We start from the raw sequence: 21,513 nt of genomic DNA on the forward strand, positions 1-21,513 counted from the left end.
GAGAGTGCGGAGGGGTTTTCCGTGACGGGTTGAGGACTGGGAGAGAGGCTCCCGGCGCCCGTCGCGGAGTTATACCGATGGCCAGAACGCATCGCGCCGCGCGTCGTACCGGCGACCGCACCAATCTCTATGACGACATCACCAGCAAGATCATCGCCGAGCTGGAGGATGGCCGGCTTCCCTGGGTCCAGCCTTGGGGCACGGCCGCGGCCAAGGCGCCGCTCGCCATACCGAGGAACGCGGCGACCTCGCGCCAGTATTCCGGCATCAACGTCCTGATCCTCTGGGGCGCCGTCATCCAGCACGGTTTTCCTTCCCAGCAGTGGCTGACGTTTCGCCAGGCGCTCTCGCTCGGCGGGAACGTCCGGAAGGGCGAGCATGGCACGACCGTCGTCTACGCCGACCGCTTTGTGCCCGAGGACGAACAGCGCCGCGCGCGCGAGGCCGGCGAAGAGGCTGCCGCCATTCCATTTCTGAAGCGCTTCACGGTCTTCAATGCGGCGCAGTGCGAGGGCCTGCCCGAAGATCTTGCCGTCGAAGCGCCGCCCCCGCCGCCGGGCATGATCGAGCCGAGGGTCGAGGCGCTGATCCGGGCGACGGGAATCGACTTCCGCATCGGCGGCGATCGGGCCTTCTATGTCCCCGCCCTCGACTATGTGCAGGTGCCGCCGCCCCAGGCCTATTTCGAGCCGATCAATTGGCATCGGACCGCGCTGCATGAGCTGGGCCACGCCACCGGCCATGCCTCTCGCCTCGGCCGCGATTTCTCCGGCTCCTTCGGCACGAAGAAATATGCGTTCGAGGAACTGGTCGCCGAGATGAACGCCGCCTTCTGCTGCGCCTCGCTCGGCATCGTCCCGACCGTCCGTCACGCCGACTATATCGGTTCCTGGCTCGAGGTCCTGCGCGAGGACAATCGCGCCATCGTGCGGGCCGCCAGCCAGGCGAGCAAGGCCGCGGACTGGCTGCTCGCACATCTTTCTGAAGCGGACGCCGCAGATCGCCCCGAGGCGAGCACTCCCGATTGCGACAGGAGGGCGGCATGATCCTTCTGACCGACGAACTGCGTGAGCAGCTTCTCGCCAATGGCCGTCAGCGCGATGCCGACCATCTGCCGGTCGTGAAATTCTTCAACCCTCTGGGCGAAGGTGTCTGGCTCGCCACCGAACTGGAGGAGGACGGCGACACACTCTTCGGCTTGGCCGATCTCGGTCATCCCGAGCTTGGCTCCTTTTCGCTGGAAGAATTGACATCGCTCCGATTGCCATTCGGCATGGGGATCGAACGAGACATCCTCTTCACCGGAGATTTCCCGATCTCCGTATGGGCGGAAGCCGCGCGGCAGGCTGGAGGCATCCGCGCCGCAGAGCGCATTCTCTATAAGGTCACCCGATCCCGACCAGGCGATCATTGATCGCGCATTGACGTTGCCCCCAACTTCTATCCAACTGTGAGTTCGTTCTGGCGGTTGGATTTGCCCTCTCGGGCGTGGGGAGCGGCGGGGGCAGACGCGGAGCCGTTCATGATGCGGAGCGTCTGATCCCGCCGCGGATGGAATGTTGAGGCGAAGGCCGTTGGCGTCTGCCATCCGAGCTTCGAGTGCGGCCGGGCGGTGTTATAGTCGAGCTGCCACCGGGCGAGAGCGGCTCTGGCGTGAGACAGGCTGGAGAACAGCGTCTCGTTCAACAGCTCGTCCCGAAGGCGCCCGTTGAAGCTCTCGATGAAGCCGTTCTGCATCGGCTTACCCGGCGCGATGTAGTGCCACTCGACCCGAGCTGTGTCGGCCCAGCCCAGAATGGCATTGGAGGTGAACTCGCTGCCATTGTCACTGACGATCATCTTCGGCCGGCCGCGCTCTGCCAGCAGCCGATCGAGTTCGCGAGCGACCCGGACCCCGGACAGCGACGTGTCCGCCACCAGTGCCAGGCATTCGCGGGTACAGTCGTCCACGATGGCCAGCATCCGGAAGCGCCGGCCATCGGTCATCTGGTCGGCAACGAAGTCGAGCGACCAGCGCTCGTTCGGTCGCATCGGGATCATCATCGGCGCCCGTGTCCCGATCGCCCGCTTGCGACCGCCTCGCCGGCGGACCATCAGCCGTTCCTCACGGTAGAGCCGGAACAGCCGCTTGTGGTTGACCCGGAAGCCCTCCCGCCTGAGCAGGACGTGGAGACGCCGGTACCCGAACCGCCGTCGCTCCTGGGCGATGGCCTTCATGCGCTCACGCAGCGAGGCGTCATTCCCGCGCGTGGCTCTGTATCTCATGGTCATGCGGCAGAAGCCGGTGGCTTTACACGCCCGCCGTTCGCTCATCCCATGGGCTTCCATGAGGTGGGAGACAGCTCTGCGCCTGGCAGCGGACGTCACCACTTCTTTCCCAGGAGATCCTTCAGCGCGACGTTATCCAGCATGGCGTCGGCGAGCATGCGCTTCAGCTTGGCGTTCTCGTCCTCGAGCGCTCGCAGCCGTTTGGCCTCCGACACGTCCATCCCGCCGAAACGGGCCTTCCATTTGTAGATGCTGGCGTCGCTGACCCCGTGCTTGCGACACAGGTCCGAGACCGGCACCCCGGCCTCGTGCTCCTTCAGGATGCCGATGATCTGCTCTTCCGTGAAGCGGCTGCGCCTCATGTCCTGGTCCTCTCAATGGGCCAGAACGAACTTCAAACTGGATTAGAGATGAGGGGCAACGTCACGAAGCATGCGATAAGATGCTATAATTCGTATGAGCTTTTCAGATGGGCTAACAAATCGAAATGGAAAATCTCAACGACCTTGCCGCATTCGGGGCCGTCGCCCGTGAACGGAGCTTTACGCGCGCCGCCGCGAAGCTACGCGTGTCGCCATCGGCACTGAGCCAAACCGTCCGCAATCTCGAGGAGCGGCTGGGGATAAGGCTTCTGACCCGCACCACGCGCAGCGTCGCGCCGACCGAAGCCGGCGAACGCCTCTTGCGGACGATCACGCCGCACTTCGACGAGATCGCAGCCGAACTCGCCGCATTGAGCGAGTTGCGCGACAAACCCGCCGGAACCGTCAGGATCACGGCTGGGGAGCATCCCGCTATCTCCGTGCTGCAACCCGCTCTCAAGCGGTTTCTTCCAGATCATCCCGATATCAACGTCGAAATCATCATCGACTATGGCCTGACGGACATCGTTGCTGAGGGTTATGACGCAGGCGTTCGCATGGGTGAGCAGGTCGCCAAAGACATGATCGCCGTGCCCATCGGACCCGAAATGCGCATGGCGGTTGTCGCCTCGCCAAACTATTTCAAGCGACACCCCCGCCCGGAAACGCCTCAGGATCTCACCGCGCACAAATGTATCAACATCCGTCTGCCGACCTATGGCGGGGTGTTCTCCTGGGGCCTCACGAAAGAAGGGCGGGAGGTCAAGGTTCGGGGCGAAGGACAGCTCGTCTTCAACAGTCTGAGCATGCGCCTCTCCTCGGCGCTGGACGGCCTCGGTGTTGCCTATATGCCTGAAGATCAAGCGCTCCCGCATATTGCCAAAGGTCGGCTGGTGCGGGTTCTGGAAGATTGGTGTCCCTATTTTCCCGGCTATCACCTTTACTATCCGAGCAGACGGCAACAGTCGCCGGCGCTGGCCCTACTGGTGGACATTCTCCGCTACCGCGGCGGCTGATCTGGGTCTGCGCTTCCGCGCTTGCAGCCACTTCATCGCGTAGTAGGTCAGGCACATATAGAGCCCAGCAATCGCAAGACAGTGGATGAAAAAGCCCGCGACGGATTCTTCGAAGTTCCACCAGTCAAGCGTCATCTGCATGGACAGCTTCGTGCCGATCGCCAGCTCGAACGAACTCCATACGCCATGTATCGCGATGGCGACCGTGACGGCGCGGAGCACGAGCGTCCTCAGGGCGTTGGGCTGTGTGATCCCCATTAGCTTGCGCGCCACGCCCATGATCATGGGCCAGCGTAGGCCGAGATGGACGGAAACGATCACCAGCACCCAGTAGGCCGCGAGCGTATGAATCTGCCGGACGGTGAAGCCGGCATAGGGGGACATGACCCCCGACAGCGCATTCGAAATGAGCACACTGGTGACGAGAAGCGCCAGCATCGCCAGCATCAGCAGGAACGTCACCACGATGTTGAACAGGCTGCGCGGCTCGCGGGCGCCTTTTGCGATCGTGCCGTACCATCGCCGATTGAAGACGTTGTGCATGATGAGGAGCAGGAACATAGCGGTCCCCGCCACCTCATGAGCGACGTTGCCGAGCCACCAATAGGAAAAGCCGAACAGCAAGAGACCGGCTGCGATGAGGTCGAACACCAGCCGAGACAGGAAAATCGGGCTCAAACGTCAGACCTCCCCACTCACTCGACCGGCGTGCCGCTGAAGCGGGGAATGCGATAGGCCGTGAACAAGAAGTCGCTGCCCTGCTGGCTGCGATGGCACGACTGACAGCGCGCCGTGTTCTCACTCATGTTGATCGACTTGTCCGGCCAGAACCATTGGAATTGCCAATCGGCGGTTCGACGGCTTGCGTCATAGTCAGCGCCCCAATTCTCGCCCTTCTGCATGACGAAGTAGCGATAGAGTTCGCCGTCGCGATGGTCGACCAACACGAAATGGGTGCCTGCCGGGATCGGTTGCCCGTTCTTGACTGCCTCCATGGCCGCAGGCGTGGTCATGATGTGCTCCATCACATTGCCGCGCCTAACGGTCGTGTAGTGAACCATCTCCTCGAGATTGGGAAACTGGACGCGGTTCGTTTCGGCCCGCACCTGCCATCCGATCAGGGAGACGGTGAAGGCGGCCAAGGCACTTAACGCAAGGGTCGTTGCAATTCGCTTCAAGGACATGCTCGCTTTTTCGGTTGGGTTCGGCAGGCCGCGAGGCGAGCGCCCTGACGTGTGTTTCGGTTCGCGTCGAGATCAGCGTCCGTACTGCTCGTCGGACACCTGCTCCATCCAGTCGACGGTCTTGCCGTCCAGCGCTTCGGAGAAGGCGATATGGCTCATGCCGACAGTAGGGCTCGCGCCATGCCAGTGCTTCACGCCGGGCGGAATCCAGACGGTATCGCCAGGTCGGATCTCCTGTACCGGGCCGCCCCAATGCTGAACGCGACCCACACCCGCCGTCACGATGAGCGTTTGGCCCAGCGGATGCGTGTGCCAAGCCGTGCGCGCGCCCGGTTCGAAGGTGACGGTCGCACCGCTGATCCGAGCCTCGCCGCTTCCCTTGAAGCGGTCGTCAACCCGGACTGCGCCGGTGAAGTTCTCGGCCGCCCCCGTGGAGGAGGGCTGTGAACCAGCGCGGGTGACGACGACTTCGGTATCTGCATAGGCTGTCGTGGCAAGGGTCATAAGCAGTGCAACTCCGGCAAGGGTTTTCGTCACGATCTCTGGTCCTTTCGGGCTGGCGTGGTTTCTGAAGGCTGAGATCGGTCAGCCGCCCAAGGTCTGGGTTACGACTGTCAGAGCCCTGGTGGCCTTCCCCCAGCCCGCATAGAAGGCGATGTGCGTCAGGGCCTCCGCGATCTCATCGCGGGTGAGCCCGGCTTGCACGCCGCGGCGCAGATACGGCTCCAGCAGGTCGATGTCGCCCGTGGCGGTAAGGGCGGCGATTGTGACAAGGCTACGGTCACGGACGCTGAGGTCGGACCTGGTCCAAAGGTCGCCGAAAACAACCCGATTGGTAAGATCGGCGAACTTCGGCGCCACAGCTCCGAATTGAGCGGTTACTGCCTCTGCCGCCTGGGCATCCGAAGAGGCAGGAGAAAGCCGTTGAAGCTCGGCTTGAAGTGCAGCGAAGTCGATATTCCGTTCAGTATAGACCCCATCATACACTTCGAGCGCCGAGACCGCGTTCGGCCAGCCCGAGTAGATGGCAAGGTGGGTAAGAACGCCCGATGCTTCCATGGGCGTGACGCCATTGTTCAACGCGCGACCGAGATGGCCTCGAAGCTGCGCCGGCTTGTTGGTCGCGATCAGGACCGAGATAACGGCCAGACTGCGGTCACGCGGCGAAAGGCCCTCGCCGGGCCATATCTCGCCAAAGAGCACCTCGTCGGTGTACCTAGCCATCCCAGGAACAAGTTTTTGCTGAAGCGGGCCTGATGGGCGCGCACGCGACTGGTCCGGAGCCGCTTCGGACGCGGCGGGGGTCTCGCTTTGAGCGTTGGCCATGGTGGAAACTCCTCCGGCAAGGACGAGGCTTGCAGCAACGAACAGGTTTCTGGTGAGCTTTTTCAATGCGTGACTCCTCGACGTGGCGGAAAAGGCATGGCACCCAGGACGAAACCTGAGCGCCCTGTGCGAGTGGTCAGGAAACGAGGGTCCGAGAGAAGAACGGCGCGAGCTTGCCCATCGCCGCTTCGACATATTCGGGAACCCAATAGGTCCGGATGTGGCTTGCGCCCTCGATCTTGAACAGTTCCTTGTCCGTCGTTCCCGTGGCCTTGGAGAAGGCGTCCTCGGTCATGTAAAGGCTGTCGGCCTTGCTGCCGGCGATCATCAGCAGCGGCTGGTCGATCAGCGCGATCTCGTCAGTGGCGTCCCAGCGCATCAGGTCGAGCAAGCTGCTCGTCGTATATTTGAACGTCGAGCCTTCGTGCGCGTGCGTGCGCCAATAATATTCGTATCCCTCCCGATACATCTCAAACGGCAGCGCAGCGATCTGCGCATCCGTCATGTCGGCATCGCCGGAATAGAGAATCGTCCCCCCGGCGACTTCTTGGGCGCGCGCGGCGGACGCCTGCCGCAAGCGCTCCTGAATCGTACCGAGCTGCGAATCCTCAAAGCCGTTCCGACGAACGCGCCCTGAATTGAACATGCTGAGCGTCGCGATCGACTTGAAGCGCTTGTCAGACTTCGCCGCCGCCAGCGAGTATCCGCCGCCGCCGCAAATGCCGAACAGGCCCAGACGCGCAGTATCGACGCCGGGATATTGCGTAATGAAGTCCGCCGCGCCGTGGATGTCCTCGATGCGGAATTGAGGCTTGTCCACACTGCGCGGCTCGCCCCCGCTCGCCCCCTGATACGAGGCATCCATTGCGATCGTGATAAAGCCCTGTTCCGCCAGATGCTGGGAATAGAGACCCGCGGTCTGTTCCTTCACGCCGCCATTCGGGTGCGCCACGACAATCGCGGGATACTTCTTCTGCGGATCGTAGTTCGCCGGGGTGTAGACATTGGCGGCGATGTCCAGGCCATGGAGCTTGTACGTGACCGGGTGGACGTTGACTTTGCCCGGCTCATTTTGCGTGATCGCGCCCCGATAGACGGGGGTGAACCCATTGATCTTGGTCTCTGTTGCACTGGCCATCGCTGGAACTCCTATCATTGCACTTGAGAGAACGAGCGCGGTTGTCCCGAGGAACTCGCGCCTACTTCTATTGACGACGTTGTCGGACATTTCGAACTCCATCTTTGATATGCGAAGGAGCCAGGCTCCGTTGTGCCGGCCGTCTGCGAACGGGTGTCAGGACGTTGCAGAGATCGATTGGCGCGCGTCACTGCTTCGGCGGTGCTTCCACGCCCGTTGCCGACAGAACGGCATCCGAAAGGCGAGCGCCTCGGATGGAAATGCCCCCGAGTGCTGCGTTCAACTCCGCCAACTCGGCGGGGCTGAAGGAAATCGAAGCCGCGGCGACGTTCTCTTCCAGATGGGCTGCGTTGGTGGTGCCGGGTATGGGCACGATCCAGGGCCTCTGTGCCGTCAGCCACGCCAGTGAAAGCTGAGCCGGCGTGGCGTTCTTGCGCGCCGCCCAGGTCCTGACCAGTTCCACGAGTGCCATGTTGGCTGGCAACGCATCGGGTGCGAAGCGCGGAACACTGGCGCGGAAGTCCTGCTTTTCGAACCGGCTCGCGGCGTCGATCCTGCCAGCGAGGAAACCCATGCCGAGCGGGCTCCATGGCACGAAGCCGATTCCCAACTCCTCGCACAGCGGCAAGACCTGGGCTTCGGGGCCGCGATACAGCATCGAGTATTCGTTCTGGATCACCGCGACAGGGTGCTCCCGATGGGCACGACGGACCGTCTGCAAGCCCGGCTCGGACAAGCCATAATGAAGCACCTTGCCTTGCTTAATCAGATCCTTGAGCGTGCCGGCCACGTCCTCGATCGGCACCTGAGGATCGACGCGATGCTGATACAGCAGGTCGATGCGGTCGGTGCGCAGACGCCGCAACTGGGCCTCGACAACCTGCCGGATATGATCGGGGCGACTGTTCAGGCCACCGCGTCGCTCACCTGTCGTGGGATCGACATCGAAGCCGAACTTGGTGGACACCACGGCGCGATTGCGCAGGCTGCCTTGCAGCGCTTCGCCCAGCAGTTCCTCCGACATGAGAGGACCATAGACCTCTGCGGTGTCGAACAGCGTGACACCCAGATCCACCGCACGGCGAATGAGCGCGACGCCGTCTTGTCGGGTGGTGCGGCTCGAGTACAGGTCGACGACCCCTTGCGGGCCACTGGGATGCCACTGAACCCCCAGGCCGATGGGATAGACCTCCAAGGGCCCGAGGCGTCGCCTCGTCGCGGCCGAGGGATTGTTTGCCGCAGCACCCGGAGCGTTGGGCGTCTGAGCATGAGCAGGCGGCAGCCACGAACCGATAGCCAGTGTGGCGGCGGCGGCCAGAAGCTGGCGGCGATGCATATGGCCGGCACGATCTGTCGTCATGTTGCGCTCCTTCGCATGTTGCTTCGTCAGTCCAGTTTCTTCTCAGCCAAAAACTTCGACACCTGATCCGCGATCTCCACATTGTTCAGGTCAGACATCAGGAAGTGCGTGCCGCCACGGATACCGATCTCCGGCAGATGCACGAGCTGGGCGTCGCCGCCGTGCTTGTTGATGGCGTCCACCCACAGCCTGGCCATCGCCAGCCGCACTCGCCAATTGTCCTGGCCGCGCTCTGCGGTCGGCTCGGTCGGGAAATTGTCGCCGTAGTAAATGATGATCGGGATGCGGGTGAGCTTCTCGAAATCCGCCAGCGGCACCGCCTCCGGCGTCAGCGTGCCGGCAGCGCTTGGCATCGCCGCAGGCAGTTCGCCTTCGGGGAAGATGAACCCGCTGCCTGGTTCGAGGGCTACGATCCCCCTGACATTCTGGCTCTTGATCGCCGTCAGCCAGCCGGGTCCGCCAGCCTGCGAATGCGAGAACAGGATACCGGGGCCGGTCTTGTCGAACAGCGCCGCCATGGCGTCCGAGATCACGCCGGCATCGTAAGCGCCGGTATTCGGCGTGACCGAACGGAGGAATTGGTCAAGCGTCTCCGGCTTCCGGTCGAACTGGACGTTGTCGAAGTAGTTCGGCCACTTGCCGATCCGGAATTGATCGAAGAAGAGCTGATCAAACGGCGTCGGCTCGACCGTCATGGCGACGGTGCTATTGCCAGCCCGCCCCCGCCTTGGCTGATCGACGACATAGACGGGGAAGCCACGACGCAGGAAGATCGTCTGAAATCCCTCTCGGCCGTCCGGGGTGGTTTCCCAACTGCGCCCCGATTGATACGCGCCATGCAGCATGACGATGGGCAGCGGCTTGGGGTTCTGCGGGATTTGATAGAAGGCGTAGAGATGATCCCCGTGGAAACTCTGGCCCTCGGAGGTCGGGTTGTTGTTGTTGTAGGTGCCGGGCGTCCTCACAACGGTGCCGCCGACCGCGAAGCTTCCTTGCTCCTGAATGACCAGAGGCTCTGATTTTGCCATCGGATCAGCCATTGCGGTCGCGGAGGCAAGCATTGCCACCGCCGCTAACATTGGTGCTACGAACCGTTTGCGTGAACACAAGACGCCTATCCTTCTCGACATTTTGCTTTGTCGAGGAAGATAGAGCAGAACTCATTCCGTGATTAGAGGCCCATATCCGGATGGGTCTTTAAGCGCTGCTTAATAATTACGGGCAGGATGGTTCGCAGAACGACCGTGGCCGGTCCGGCCGATACGCCTCTGGAAGGCTCCTCAATGATGCTCCACAGATTCTGTGCATCCGACTACGATAGTTTGCCGGTCGCGATCAACCCGGACCGAATCGGGCTCACTCGCGGCGGGTAAGATGGCGAGGCCATTGCGCCTGCAATCCCGCCGATCTCCTGTATTTGCGCGCCACGCTACTACTACTCCCGAATATTGTTGAAGGGGCCCGATTTCGGGCTCTTTTAATCATCCCCGTCCGGGGACCGTCTGAATTGTTCCCATCCAGAGCGGGGACAAGATGGCGGCGATACATGACAATACGGAAGGGCGCACGCGCAGCTCGCGCATGCTGCGAACAGCCCTCGGCGCCGCCATCACGCGGTTCCTGGACGACCCCTCCATCATCGAAGTGATGCTGAACCCGGACGGCCGCGTCTGGGTTGATCGCCTCTCCGAAGGTCTCGCCGACACCGGCGAAACGCTCACTCCGGCCGATGGCGAACGCATCGTTCGCCTCGTCGCACACCATGTCGGCGTCGAAGTTCATCCCCGCGCTCCGCGCGTGTCGGCCGAGCTGCCGGAAACAGGGGAGCGGTTTGAAGGTTTGTTGCCGCCCGTCGTGGCTGGGCCAGCCTTCGCCATCCGCAAGCCGGCCGTCGCGGTGTTCACCCTGGAGGACTACGTAGGGGCGGGCATCATGACCGCCGGCCAGGCCGTGACGCTGCGGGAGGCCGTCGTATCCCGCGCCAACATCCTCGTCGCGGGCGGCACCAGCACCGGCAAGACCACGCTGACCAACGCGCTGCTCGCCGAAGTGGCCAAGGGCGCGGATCGCGTCGTCATCATTGAGGACACGCGCGAGCTGCAATGCGCCGCGCCCAACCTTGTCGCGATGCGGACGAAGGATGGCGTCGCCACGCTTTCCGACCTGGTCCGATCCAGCCTGCGCCTGCGCCCCGACCGCATCCCGATCGGCGAGGTGCGCGGGTCCGAGGCCCTCGATCTCCTCAAGGCCTGGGGCACCGGCCACCCCGGCGGCATCGGCACCATTCATGCCGGCACGGGCATCGGCGCGCTGCGCCGCCTAGAGCAGCTCATTCAGGAAGCCGTCGTCACCGTCCCACGCGCTCTGATCGCCGAGACGATCGACCTTGTCGCCGTCCTCTCCGGCCGCGGTTCCGCGCGCCGGCTCGCCGAACTCGCCCGTGTCGAAGGCCTCGGCCCCGACGGCGACTACCGCATCGCCCCCGCCGCCTCAACCATAGGAGACAACACATGATCCGCACCCTCGCGCGCGGCTGCCACACGATGGCGACCGCCGCTGCCGCTGTTTCCATCAGCGTGCTTTTCACCCAGGCCGCTCACGCCTCCGGCTCCTCGATGCCGTGGGAAGCGCCGCTGCAATCCATCCTCCAATCGATCGAGGGGCCGGTGGCGAAGATCATCGCTGTGATCATCATCATCGTCACCGGTTTGACGCTGGCATTCGGCGACACCTCCGGCGGATTCCGCCGCCTGATCCAGATCGTCTTCGGCCTGTCGATCGCGTTCGCGGCGTCGAGCTTCTTCCTGTCCTTCTTCTCGTTCGGCGGCGGGGCGGTGATCTGATGACCGCTGGCCTCGAACAGCTCGCCGAGGTGCCGGGCTTCACGGTTCCGGTCCACAGGGCGCTGACTGAGCACATCATGCTCGGCGGCGCTCCGCGTTCGATCGCGATCATGAACGGCACGCTGGCCGGGGCTGTAGGCCTCGGCTTGCGCCTCTGGCTTGTCGGCCTCGCCATCTGGGCGATCGGCCACTTCGCGGCGGTCTGGGCGGCCAAGCGCGACCCGCTCTTCGTCGAGGTGGGACGCAGGCACCTGCGCATCCCCGGTCATCTGTCCGTCTGACGGAGTCATCGCCATGATGAACCTCGCCGAATACCGCCGCACCGGCACACGCCTTGCCGACTATCTGCCCTGGGTGGCCCTCGTCGAAGAGGGCGTCGTCCTCAACAAGGACGGTTCGTTCCAACGCACCGCACGCTTCCGCGGACCTGATCTCGATTCCGCCGTCGCCGCCGAGCTGGTGGCCGTCGCCGGCCGCCTCAACAACGCCTTTCGTCGCCTTGGTTCCGGCTGGGCGATCTTCGTGGAGGCGCAACGCTACGAGGCCTCCCACTATCCATCGGATTTCTTTCCGGACGCGGCGTCCGCGCTCCTCGACGCTGAACGCAAGGCCGATTTCGAAGAAGCGGGCAGCCATTTCGTATCGGGCTACTTCCTGACCATCGCATATCTGCCACCGGCCGAGGACGCAGCACGTACCGAAGCATGGCTTTACGAGGGGCGCGAGCACAGCGGCGTCGATCCGCATGAAGTCCTCAAGACTTTCATGGACCGCACCGATCGCGTCGTGGGGCTGCTTGACGGCTTTATGCCCGAGTGCGCGTGGCTCGATAGTGCGGAGACGCTGACCTACCTGCATTCAACGGTCTCGACGAAGCGCCATCGCGTCCGTGTCCCCGAAACCCCGATCTACCTCGACGCGCTGCTCGCCGATCAATCCCTGACCGGCGGGCTCGAACCACGCCTCGGCGTGTCTCACCTGCGCGTCCTGACCATCGTGGGATTTCCGACCGCGACCACGCCCGGCATTCTCGATGATCTCAATCGGCTCGCCTTTCCTTATCGCTGGTCGACCCGCGCGATCCTGCTCGACAAGACCGACGCCACCAAGCTGCTGACCAAGATCCGCCGGCAGTGGTTCGCTAAGCGCAAGTCGATCGCGGCGATCCTCAAGGAAGTGATGACCAACGAAGCCTCCGCGCTCGTTGATACCGATGCCGCCAACAAGGCGGCAGATGCCGATCTGGCCTTGCAGGAGTTGGGCGCCGACTTCGCCGGTCAGACCTATGTGACCGCGACCATCACCGTCTGGGACGACGATCCGCGCCTCGCCAGCGAAAAGCTGCGGCTTGTGGAGAAGGTCATCCAGGGCCGCGACTTCACCTGCATGACCGAAACCATCAACGCCGTCGATGCCTGGCTCGGCACACTGCCGGGCCATGTCTACGCCAATGTGCGTCAGCCTCCGATATCGACGCTCAATCTCGCTCACATCATTCCGCTCTCGGCGGTGTGGGCGGGGCCGGAACGGGACGAGCACTTTGCAGGGCCCCCACTGCTCTTCGGCAAGACCGAAGGCTCGACCCCGTTCCGGTTTTCCCTTCATGTCGGCGACGTCGGCCACACCCTTGTCGTTGGCCCGACCGGCGCCGGAAAGTCCGTCCTGCTGGCTATCATGGCCTTGCAGTTCCGCCGCTACGCTGGCTCCCAGGTCTTCGCCTTCGACTTCGGCGGCTCCATCCGGACCGCCGCCCTCGCGATGGGCGGTGACTGGCACGATCTGGGCGGCAACCTGTCCGAAGGCCTCGACTCCTCGGTCTCGCTGCAGCCGCTTTCCCGCGTTCACGACACGCCCGAACGCGCTTGGGCTGCCGACTGGCTTGTCTCCATCCTGACCCGCGAGGGTGTCCCGATCACACCCGACGTCAAGGAGCACATCTGGTCGGCGCTGACCTCGCTCGCCTCGGCTCCTATCGAGGAGCGGACGATCACCGGCCTCACGGTCCTTTTGCAGTCCAACGACCTGAAGCAGGCGCTGCGACCCTACTGCGTCGGCGGTCCCTACGGCCGATTGCTGGACGCCGAATCCGAGCATCTCGGCTCGGCCTCGGTGCAGGCCTTCGAGATCGAGGGCTTGGTCGGGACTGGGGCGGCCCCCGCTGTCCTGTCCTATCTCTTCCATCGTATCGGAGACCGCCTCGACGGCTCGCCGACCATGCTCATCATCGATGAGGGCTGGCTGGCGCTCGACGACGACGCCTTCGCTGGCCAGCTCCGCGAATGGCTGAAGACGCTGCGCAAGAAGAACGCCAGCGTCGTCTTCGCCACGCAGTCGCTGTCGGACATCGACAACAGCGGTATCGCGCCAGCGATCATCGAGAGCTGCCCGACACGGCTGCTGTTGCCGAACGAGCGCGCGATCGAACCGCAGATCACGGCGATCTACCGCCGCTTTGGCTTGAATGACAGACAGATTGAGATCTTGGCCAGGGCGGCGCCCAAGCGCGACTACTACTGCCAGAGCCGCAGGGGAAACCGCCTCTTCGAGTTGGGCCTTTCCGAAGTCGGCCTCGCGCTCGCGGCCGCTTCTTCCAAGACCGATCAGGCGCTGATCGCCCGCACCGTCGCCGAGCACGGCCACGACGGCTTCCTTGCCGCCTGGCTGCGCCTGCGCGGCGCCGAATGGGCTGCGGACCTCATCCCCGATCTCACCAACCTCATCCCCCAGCAGCCCGAGAAGGAGGCTTGACTATGAAGACCTATCGTTCCCCCCGGCGCGCGCTCATGCTCGCGGCGACCATTCTGGCGACGCCGCTCGCGGTCTCGCCCATGCTCTCGACCCCTGCCGCCGCGCAGTGGGTGGTCTATGACCCCACCAACTACGCCCAGAATGTCCTGACGGCAGCACGGTCGCTCGAGCAGATCAACAATCAGATTCGTTCGCTGCAAAACGAAGCGCAGGGCCTCATCAACCAGGCGCGCAATCTCGCCAGCCTGCCGTATTCGTCGCTCCAGCAACTCCAGCAGAACGTCCAGCGCACGCAGCAGCTCCTGCGGCAGGCACAGAACATCGCCTACGACGTCCAGAACATCGACCAGATGTTTCAGCAACAATACGGGAAGGCCTCGCTCACCGCGTCCGACGCCGAACTCGTCAATGGCGCGCGGTCCCGCTGGCAAAACACGGTGGGCGGTCTTCAGGATGCCATGCGCGTGCAGGCAGGCGTGGTTGCCAACATCGACACCAACCGAGCGCAGATGTCGGCGTTGGTCGATCAGAGCCAAGGCGCGACCGGCGCGCTCCAGGCGACGCAGGCCGGCAACCAGCTTCTCGCGCTCCTCGCTCAGCAGCTCGCCGATCTCACCGCGGTCGGCGCCGCCAACGGCCGCGCCCAAGCCCTCACCGAGGCCGAACGCGCGGCGGCGGCGGAGCAGGGCCGTGAACAGCGTCGGCGGTTCCTAACGCCTGGCTCCGGCTACCAGCCGGGCAACGCCCAGATGTTCGGCAACAGCAACTGAGGACTCCCATGGACGGCAAGATGCTGGCCCGGTTGGGCGCCGTCGTCTTCGTCGCCGTCGCCATCACGGCGACGGCGATCGAGATGACCAGGAAGGAGCGCACGCCGGAGCCCGATCCGGTGCGCCTAGTCGAACCTGTGCGTGATCCCCTTCGCGACGGCCAACGTCGATGCCAGCAGCTCGGTCAGGCCGCGGCCAGCGATCCCGACTGCATGCGCGTCTGGGCCGAAACCCGCGATCGTTTCCTCGGCCGACCGGCAACTCCTGCCTCTCCGCCAGCAGAAGGACGCTGAACCATGGGCGGCGCCGGCGTCATCGACAATTTCCTCGAGGTTTTCACCTCCTACATCAACAGCGGCTTCGGACTGCTCGGCGGCGAAGTGGCGTTTATCGCCACGACGCTGATCGTCATCGATGTCACGCTCGCGGCGCTGTTCTGGAGCTGGAGCGCCGACGACGACATCATCGCGCGACTGGTCAAGAAGACGCTGTTCGTCGGGATCTTCGCTTACCTCATCGGCAACTGGAACAATCTCGCCAAGATCATCTTCGACTCCTTCGCAGGGCTCGGCCTCAAAGCCTCCGGCACCGGCTTCACCGCGCAGGATCTCATGCGGCCCGGCAAAGTCGCTCAGACCGGTCTCGATGCGGCGCGGCCGCTCCTGGAATCCATCTCCGACCTGATGGGTTGGATCAGCTTCTTCGAGAACTTCATCCAGATCGCCTGTTTGCTCTTCGCCTGGGCGCTGGTCATCCTCGCCTTCTTCATCCTCGCCATCCAGCTCTTCGTCACCCTGATCGAATTCAAGCTGACGACGCTCGCTGGTTTTGTCCTCATTCCTTTTGGTCTCTTTGGCAAGACCGCATTCATGGCCGAACGCGTTCTCGGCAACGTCGTATCGAGCGGCATCAAGGTTCTCGTTCTCGCAGTCATCGTCGGCATTGGCTCGACCCTGTTCAGCCGCTTTACGGCAGGTTTCGGCGGCGCGACGCCGACCATCGACGACGCCATGGCCGTCGTCCTCGCGGCTCTGTCGCTTCTCGGCCTTGGCATCTTCGGCCCAGGGATAGCGGCTGGCCTCGTCAGCGGAGGACCCCAGCTCGGCGCCGGCGCTGCCGTTGGAACGGGTCTTGCCGTCGGCGGCGCGGCGCTCGCCGCCGGAGGCGCCGCTGGTCTTGCCGTGAAGGGAGGCGCGGCCGCCATGTCGGGCGGGGCCGCCGCGATGCGTGGCGGCGCATCGGCTGCCGGTGGCGCCGCCGCCGCCTACAGCCTCGGCTCGCTCGGTCAGTCTGGCGCCGCAGGAGTCGCCTCGGGTCTCGGCGGTGTCGCCCGCGCCGCCGGCGCTGCAACGGTCTCGCCGCTGAAGCGTGCGACCTCGCGCGCGGCCGAAAGCATGAAGTCCAGCTTCTCGGACGGCGCGAAGGCAGGCTTCGGCGCCACCGGCGGCACGTCGACGATGGGCACCATCGGTGGCTCCGCCGATGCATCCGGTTCCTCTCCCGCCTCGGCGTCTCGAGACGGCCCGCCTGATTGGGCGAAGCGCATGCAGCGCCATCGCTCTCTCGGACACGGCGCCACCCTCGCGGCACATGCCGTTCGCTCAGGCGACAGCCACGGCGGGGGCTCCTCCATCAATCTTTCTGAAAGTGACCGCTCATGAGCTTTTTCAAGCGACCCGCCGCCCACTATGGCAAGACACCCGAACCCGTCACGCCCTATCAGAAGGCCGCGCAAGTCTGGGACGAGCGCATCGGCTCAGCCCGTGTCCAGGCCAAGAACTGGCGCTATATGGCCTTCGGGTCATTGATCCTCTCGGCCGGCTTTGCCGCCGCATTGGTTTGGCAGTCCGCACGCGGAACGGTCGTGCCGTGGGTCGTTCAGGTCGACCGCCTGGGCCAGGCTCAATCCGTCGCTCCCGCGACTGCCGACTATCGCCCTACCGATCCCCAGATCGCCTGGCATCTTGGTCGCTTCATCGAACAGGTCCGCTCCATTCCGGCCGACGCGATCATCGTCCGGCAGAACTGGCTGCGAGCCTATGAATGGACAACCGATCGCGGCGCGGCGGCCCTCAACGACTACGCCCGCGCCAACGACCCCTTCAGCAAAGTCGGCCGACGCCAGGTCGCCGTCGAGGTCTCCAGCGTCATCCGCGCCTCTCCGGACTCGTTCCGCGTCGCCTGGACGGAAAGGCACTACGAGAATGGCCAGCTTGCCGTGACCGAACGCTGGACCGCGATCCTGACGATCGTGATCCAGACGCCGCGGGACGCTGATCGCCTGCGCGCCAATCCGCTGGGGATTTACGTCAACGCAATTTCCTGGTCGCGGGAGATGACTCCATGAATACGTCTTTCCGCAGGTCCGGATTTCCTGCTTTACGCAAATCCGCCTTTGCGGGTCTCCTGCTTTCCGCAACCGTTCTCGCGGGTTGCGCTACGGCACCGAGACCGCCGCAGATCAGCTATGACAGCAGTGTTCCGCCACTTCCGGCCGTGCCGGCCGTCGTCACGGATCAGCGCCCACGTCCGTTGCATACGCCTCCGGCCTGGACCCCTGCCAGGGGTGGCAGTTCCGCCAACACACCGACCGGCCGCGTCGAGAACGCCAACGCCGCCGCGCGCGTCGAGCCACGGCGAGACGGCTATTACAACTCCATCCAGATCTATCCGTGGAGTGAAGGGGCCCTCTATCAGGTCTATGCCGCGCCCGGGCAGATCACGAACATCGCGCTCGAGCCGGGTGAAAGCCTCACCGGCGCAGGCCCCATCGCCGCCGGTGATACGGCCCGCTGGATTATTGGCGACACCGAGAGCGGTTCGGGTGTGACCCGTCGCGTCCATGTGCTCGTGAAGCCGACCAGGACCGACATCACGACCAATCTGGTCATCACGACCGATCGGCGCGTCTACATGATCGAGCTGCGCGCGGGCACGAACCCCTACATGCCCGCCGTGGCATGGGCCTATCCCGAGCCTCCAGCCAGCCAACGCACGAACGTGCCGGCGACGCCCGTCATTCCTGCCGTGACTGCGCGCAACTATCGCTATGGCCTGACAGGCGACACGCCTCCCTGGCGTCCGGTCTCGGTCTACGACGATGGACGACGCGTCTACGTAGAATTCCCGCGCGGGATCGTCCAGGGCGAGATGCCACCGATCTTCGTCATCGGCTCCGACGGCGAGCCGCAAATCGTCAACAGCCGCATCTACCAGAACATCCTGATCGTCGACCGCATCTTTGGCGCAGCCGAACTGCGCCTTGGAAGCGGCGATCGTCAGCAGACCGTCAGGATCGTCCGTACTGACGGGAGGCCCGCATCATGATCGACAACGACACCAACAACCAACAGCCGGAGAATCTCGCGGCGGCGCCGGCCAAGTCCGGCGCGCCTATGCGCCTGCGCGCCGAGCCGCCCCGCGTCACACGCCTGTCCCGCAAGGTCCTGGCGACCGCGAGCGTCGTCGTCAGCATCGGCATTGGCGGCGCGCTCATCTATGCCCTTCAAACCAGGGATGGCGGCGGCGACAACGAGGAACTCTACTCGACTGAGAACCGTTCGACGGCGGACGGTCTGGCCGGGCTGCCACGTGACTACACCGGCCCCGTTCTCGGGCCGGCGCTGCCTGGCGACCTCGGACGCCCAATCCTCGACGCGCAGAATCGCGGCCAGCCGATCGTTCCTCCCACGATGGCCGCGCCGCAGGTCGATCCGGAAGAGCAGCGTCGTCTCGCGGAGATCGAAGCGGCTCGCACCAGCCGGGTCTTCTTCCAGAATGGTCCTACCGCGGCGACCACCCCCGCAGGCCTCGGCACACCCGGTCTGCCGGGCCTCGGCGCTGGCGCGCAGCCGGGCATCGCCACCGCGCAGGATCGTCAACTGGCCTTCCTCAACGCACCCGTTGACCGGCGCACGGTAGCAGGCGACCGGGTCATGGCACCGGCATCACCCTATGTCCTTCAAGCCGGCTCGGTTATCTCGGCCGCGCTCATCACCGGCATCCGGTCCGACCTCCCTGGGCAGATCACTGCCCAAGTGACCGAGAATATCTACGATAGCCCGACTGGTCGCATCCTCATCGTGCCGCAAGGCACACGACTCGTCGGCCAGTATGACAACAGCGTTCAATTCGGCCAGAAGCGCGTCCTGCTCGTCTGGAGCCGCCTGATTTTCCCCAATGGACGATCCATCGTCCTCGAACGCCAGCCAGGAGCTGATCCGCAGGGCTATGCCGGTCTGCAGGACGGCGTGGACTATCACTGGTGGGATCTCGCCAAGGCCGCCGGCCTCTCGACCTTGCTGGCCGTCGGCGCGGAACTCGCGGTCAGCGACGAAGACCGCCTCATGCGCGCAATTCGTGATGGCGGCCAGGACACCATCAACGATGCCGGCCAGCAGATCGTCCGTCGACAACTCCAAGTGACGCCGACTCTGACGATCCGGCCCGGCTTTCCGGTGCGCGTCATCGTCACCCGCGATCTCTTCCTCGAACCTTATGGAGGTTGATGTGAGTAAGTTGAAGCTCGGTCCGATCGTTGACGAGAAGCCGGTAAAGACGACCGTGGAGCTGCCGGCGGCGCTGCACCGCGACCTCGTCGCCTATGCCGATGCGCTGGCCCGTGAAACGGGCCAGCCAGTCACCGAACCGACGAAGCTGATCGTCCCGATGCTTGAGCGCTTCATTGCAACCGATCGGGGCTTTGCGAAGGCCCGGCGTTCACATCAATCGGCAACGCCGGGGGCGTGACAGCCGCTGCTTCACGCAGGCTGGACATTGAGCGGGCGAGATCAAGAAGCTGTCTTAGAGCCGGATTGTCGTTCTTCGGAGACCACACGGCGCTGAACGGGAGAACCTCACCGACGATCGGCCGGTAGGCGATACCTGGGAAGTGTGCGGCCGTCATTGCCTCGCTGACGACCGTCAAACCCCGCTTCAAGGCCACGAGCGGTAGAAGGTTTTCCCTGCCGATGTGATGCACGCGAATCTGAGGGTGATAGCCGAACGCGGCGAGACGCTGAACGAGATAGTCATGAATCTCCTGGCCAGGACCTGCCTCGTTGATGATAAAATTCTCCTCCGCCAGGTGCTGCCACTCTAGCTCGTCACGACCCGCCAGAACGTGATCTTCGGGAAGCACGGCAAATACGCGCTCCGACCATAGCGGAAGCGTTTCGCAGTCGCGCCAACTCCGCTCCCCCGTCAAGAACGCCGCGTCCAGTTGCATTCGACGAATAGCCGCGGCTTGATCTGCAGGATTGTCTTCGATCAGATCGATCTGAACCTTCGGGTGCCGATCAGCGTAGAGGCCGAGTAGCTCTGCGAGGAATCCCGAGGCGATTGACGAATAGATCCCGATTCTAACGCGGCCGAAATCCGAACGCTGGATTGACGCGATTTCTTCGGTGCCATCCCCGAAGTTTCGCAAAATCTGACGCGCTCGCCGAAGGAAACGCTGGCCCGCGAACGTCAAACAGACGCCACCGCTATGACGAAGAAACAAAGGCGTACCCAGGCGATGTTCGAGATCGCGGATGCGACGGCTGATTGCGGAGTGTTGAATCCCGGTATCGGCGCTGGCCTTACGGAAGCTGCCATGCTCGGCCGCAGCCACAAAATAGCGTAGGTGTCGAAGCTCGATGGCATGGGTCCTTTCCACGGCCATCGTCACGCACCCAACCAAGCCTTGTTCGGCGCGATAGGTGCGCCATGTCCCGCACACCGCCTCGTCGGGCGGTCCAGCACGGCTCGCATCAGCAGCGCTTGTCGAAAATCCGGTGGTCTGGACATACGCTGCCGCATAGCCGGTATCTCCGGCTATTGAGCTTGGACGCTTCCGCGCCGGACGAATTCTCCATTCGGCGGAAGGCCACTTGTTCGTTGGTCCCCCTGAAGCCAATCCGACATCGCCGTCATCGTCCCGCTCCACATTCGCGACTCGGTCGGACCACCAAAGCCAGACCTCCCATCCGATAGCTTTTACAGGGCGAAGACCATTTAGATTAGTGGGCGTAAAGCGCATGTCATTTTAAGCCCTGCTCAACAATGCGCCTGCAAATGCCCGCCAGCACCTATAAGGCGTCGCCGGCTGTTCTCGACTGTGCGTCAGGTCTGATGATGACTTGGTGGGGAGCAAACGCTCTGACCCAAAGCCATCCCTTAGAGGGGTGGCGCGCCCGACACGATTCGAACGTGTGGCCTCCACCTTCGGAGGGTGGCGCTCTATCCAGCTGAGCTACGGGCGCATCTATATTCAGATAGTGACCGAGATCGAACAGGGTCAATCCCAAATCCAACAATCGAATCGGCTCAAGCGGTGTGGGTCTGAACCCTGCCGATCGTCGCCGTTCGTTCTCTACAACCTCCTTTCGGTTTGCTTCCGTGGTGCTTCCGCGACCTCAGAAGCGATTCTTCTGCTTCCTTCGAGTTCCGCCAATCGCTTGGTTTTCCTCGCTTTTTCCTGCGCCCGTAACAAACACGCTTGACTTACGTCTGCCT

At 63.7% G+C, this 21,513-nt stretch carries 23 protein-coding genes and 1 tRNA gene; 14 read left to right on the top strand and 10 right to left on the bottom strand.

Annotated features, from left to right (window positions below):
* Positions 1-77: 77 nt before the first annotated feature.
* Both AAC979_RS00185 and AAC979_RS00190 read left to right on the top strand, forming a co-directional pair.
* The gene (locus tag AAC979_RS00185; RefSeq protein WP_371344769.1) at positions 78-1,046 is read left to right on the top strand and encodes an ArdC family protein; all 969 of its coding nucleotides are present in this window, start codon (positions 78-80) and stop codon (positions 1,044-1,046) included.
* Complete coding sequence (locus tag AAC979_RS00190) at positions 1,043-1,414, top strand: DUF2958 domain-containing protein (RefSeq protein ID WP_371344770.1); 372 nt, start codon at positions 1,043-1,045, stop codon at positions 1,412-1,414. Before AAC979_RS00185 ends, AAC979_RS00190 begins: the two co-directional genes overlap by 4 nt.
* A 26-nt stretch (positions 1,415-1,440) precedes the next feature.
* On the opposite strand, the gene AAC979_RS00195 is transcribed toward AAC979_RS00190, so the two are convergent.
* Positions 1,441-2,630 (bottom strand): IS3 family transposase gene (locus AAC979_RS00195; RefSeq protein WP_371344771.1). Its coding sequence is split into 2 segments (ribosomal slippage): positions 1,441-2,381 and positions 2,381-2,630, totalling 1,191 coding nucleotides; the frame shifts between segments, so codons are not numbered across the junction.
* A 125-nt stretch (positions 2,631-2,755) separates the two neighbouring features.
* Here AAC979_RS00195 and AAC979_RS00200 point away from each other — a divergent pair.
* The gene (locus AAC979_RS00200; protein WP_371344772.1) at positions 2,756-3,646 is read left to right on the top strand and encodes a LysR family transcriptional regulator; all 891 of its coding nucleotides are present in this window, start codon (positions 2,756-2,758) and stop codon (positions 3,644-3,646) included.
* On the opposite strand, the gene AAC979_RS00205 is transcribed toward AAC979_RS00200, so the two are convergent.
* The 7 genes from AAC979_RS00205 to AAC979_RS00235 all read right to left on the bottom strand — a co-directional run bounded on the left by AAC979_RS00205 (position 3,611) and on the right by AAC979_RS00235 (position 9,694).
* Positions 3,611-4,324, bottom strand: coding sequence for a DUF4405 domain-containing protein (locus AAC979_RS00205; protein ID WP_371344773.1), 714 nt, complete (start codon positions 4,322-4,324; stop codon positions 3,611-3,613). The two genes, AAC979_RS00200 and AAC979_RS00205, sit on opposite strands and share 36 nt — an antisense overlap.
* Positions 4,325-4,341: 17 nt before the next feature.
* Positions 4,342-4,830, bottom strand: a complete 489-nt coding sequence (locus tag AAC979_RS00210) for a cytochrome P460 family protein (RefSeq protein ID WP_371344774.1) — start codon at positions 4,828-4,830, stop codon at positions 4,342-4,344.
* 72 nt (positions 4,831-4,902) lie between these two features.
* Positions 4,903-5,334, bottom strand: a complete 432-nt coding sequence (locus AAC979_RS00215) for a cupin domain-containing protein (protein ID WP_371348966.1) — start codon at positions 5,332-5,334, stop codon at positions 4,903-4,905.
* An 81-nt stretch (positions 5,335-5,415) separates the two neighbouring features.
* Positions 5,416-6,222 carry a carboxymuconolactone decarboxylase family protein gene (locus tag AAC979_RS00220; RefSeq protein ID WP_371344775.1) on the bottom strand — a complete coding sequence of 269 codons (807 nt, stop codon included), beginning with the start codon at positions 6,220-6,222 and terminating at the stop codon, positions 5,416-5,418.
* Positions 6,223-6,292: 70 nt separating this feature from the next.
* Positions 6,293-7,384 carry an alpha/beta hydrolase gene (locus AAC979_RS00225; RefSeq protein WP_371344776.1) on the bottom strand — a complete coding sequence of 364 codons (1,092 nt, stop codon included), beginning with the start codon at positions 7,382-7,384 and terminating at the stop codon, positions 6,293-6,295.
* Between the two features lie 97 nt (positions 7,385-7,481).
* Positions 7,482-8,654, bottom strand: a complete 1,173-nt coding sequence (locus AAC979_RS00230; protein WP_371344777.1) for an aldo/keto reductase — start codon at positions 8,652-8,654, stop codon at positions 7,482-7,484.
* Between the two features lie 26 nt (positions 8,655-8,680).
* Positions 8,681-9,694 carry an alpha/beta fold hydrolase gene (locus AAC979_RS00235; protein ID WP_371344778.1) on the bottom strand — a complete coding sequence of 338 codons (1,014 nt, stop codon included), beginning with the start codon at positions 9,692-9,694 and terminating at the stop codon, positions 8,681-8,683.
* A gap of 493 nt (positions 9,695-10,187) precedes the next feature.
* Here AAC979_RS00235 and trbB point away from each other — a divergent pair, with 493 nt between their 5' ends.
* From trbB to AAC979_RS00290, 11 genes are read left to right on the top strand one after another with little or no spacing between them, the layout of a single operon-like run.
* A complete protein-coding gene (trbB, locus tag AAC979_RS00240) occupies positions 10,188-11,168 on the top strand; it encodes a P-type conjugative transfer ATPase TrbB (protein ID WP_371344779.1) in 981 nt (326 codons plus the stop codon).
* The gene (locus AAC979_RS00245) at positions 11,165-11,497 is read left to right on the top strand and encodes a TrbC/VirB2 family protein (RefSeq protein ID WP_371344780.1); all 333 of its coding nucleotides are present in this window, start codon (positions 11,165-11,167) and stop codon (positions 11,495-11,497) included. The genes trbB and AAC979_RS00245 overlap by 4 nt, the downstream gene beginning before the upstream one ends.
* The gene (locus tag AAC979_RS00250; protein ID WP_012561370.1) at positions 11,497-11,778 is read left to right on the top strand and encodes a VirB3 family type IV secretion system protein; all 282 of its coding nucleotides are present in this window, start codon (positions 11,497-11,499) and stop codon (positions 11,776-11,778) included. Before AAC979_RS00245 ends, AAC979_RS00250 begins: the two co-directional genes overlap by 1 nt.
* A 13-nt stretch (positions 11,779-11,791) precedes the next feature.
* Positions 11,792-14,245: a conjugal transfer protein TrbE gene (gene trbE, locus AAC979_RS00255; RefSeq protein ID WP_371344781.1), complete on the top strand. Its 2,454-nt coding sequence runs from the start codon at positions 11,792-11,794 to the stop codon at positions 14,243-14,245.
* Between the two features lie 2 nt (positions 14,246-14,247).
* On the top strand, positions 14,248-15,015 hold the full coding sequence (gene trbJ, locus AAC979_RS00260) for a P-type conjugative transfer protein TrbJ (protein ID WP_371344782.1): 768 nt from the start codon (positions 14,248-14,250) through the stop codon (positions 15,013-15,015).
* Between the two features lie 8 nt (positions 15,016-15,023).
* Positions 15,024-15,308 carry a putative entry exclusion protein TrbK-alt gene (trbK-alt, locus tag AAC979_RS00265; RefSeq protein ID WP_371344783.1) on the top strand — a complete coding sequence of 95 codons (285 nt, stop codon included), beginning with the start codon at positions 15,024-15,026 and terminating at the stop codon, positions 15,306-15,308.
* A gap of 3 nt (positions 15,309-15,311) precedes the next feature.
* Positions 15,312-16,676, top strand: a complete 1,365-nt coding sequence (gene trbL, locus AAC979_RS00270) for a P-type conjugative transfer protein TrbL (protein ID WP_067179906.1) — start codon at positions 15,312-15,314, stop codon at positions 16,674-16,676.
* Positions 16,673-17,362: a conjugal transfer protein TrbF gene (trbF, locus tag AAC979_RS00275; protein ID WP_371344784.1), complete on the top strand. Its 690-nt coding sequence runs from the start codon at positions 16,673-16,675 to the stop codon at positions 17,360-17,362. Before trbL ends, trbF begins: the two co-directional genes overlap by 4 nt.
* Positions 17,359-18,342 carry a P-type conjugative transfer protein TrbG gene (gene trbG, locus AAC979_RS00280; RefSeq protein WP_371344785.1) on the top strand — a complete coding sequence of 328 codons (984 nt, stop codon included), beginning with the start codon at positions 17,359-17,361 and terminating at the stop codon, positions 18,340-18,342. Before trbF ends, trbG begins: the two co-directional genes overlap by 4 nt.
* Positions 18,339-19,523, top strand: coding sequence for a TrbI/VirB10 family protein (locus tag AAC979_RS00285; protein ID WP_371344786.1), 1,185 nt, complete (start codon positions 18,339-18,341; stop codon positions 19,521-19,523). Before trbG ends, AAC979_RS00285 begins: the two co-directional genes overlap by 4 nt.
* A 1-nt stretch (position 19,524) precedes the next feature.
* Positions 19,525-19,764, top strand: a complete 240-nt coding sequence (locus AAC979_RS00290) for a DUF2274 domain-containing protein (RefSeq protein ID WP_371344787.1) — start codon at positions 19,525-19,527, stop codon at positions 19,762-19,764.
* Here AAC979_RS00290 and AAC979_RS00295 read toward each other — a convergent pair.
* Together AAC979_RS00295 and AAC979_RS00300 are read right to left on the bottom strand one after the other, a co-directional pair.
* A complete protein-coding gene (locus AAC979_RS00295; RefSeq protein ID WP_371344788.1) occupies positions 19,697-20,944 on the bottom strand; it encodes a LysR family transcriptional regulator in 1,248 nt (415 codons plus the stop codon). The genes AAC979_RS00290 and AAC979_RS00295 overlap by 68 nt on opposite strands.
* A 239-nt stretch (positions 20,945-21,183) precedes the next feature.
* Positions 21,184-21,260, bottom strand: a tRNA-Arg gene (locus AAC979_RS00300).
* Positions 21,261-21,513 lie beyond the last annotated feature (253 nt).

The sequence above is a fragment of the Ancylobacter sp. IITR112 genome (assembly GCF_041415945.1).
Taxonomy (GTDB): Bacteria; Pseudomonadota; Alphaproteobacteria; order Rhizobiales; family Xanthobacteraceae; genus Ancylobacter.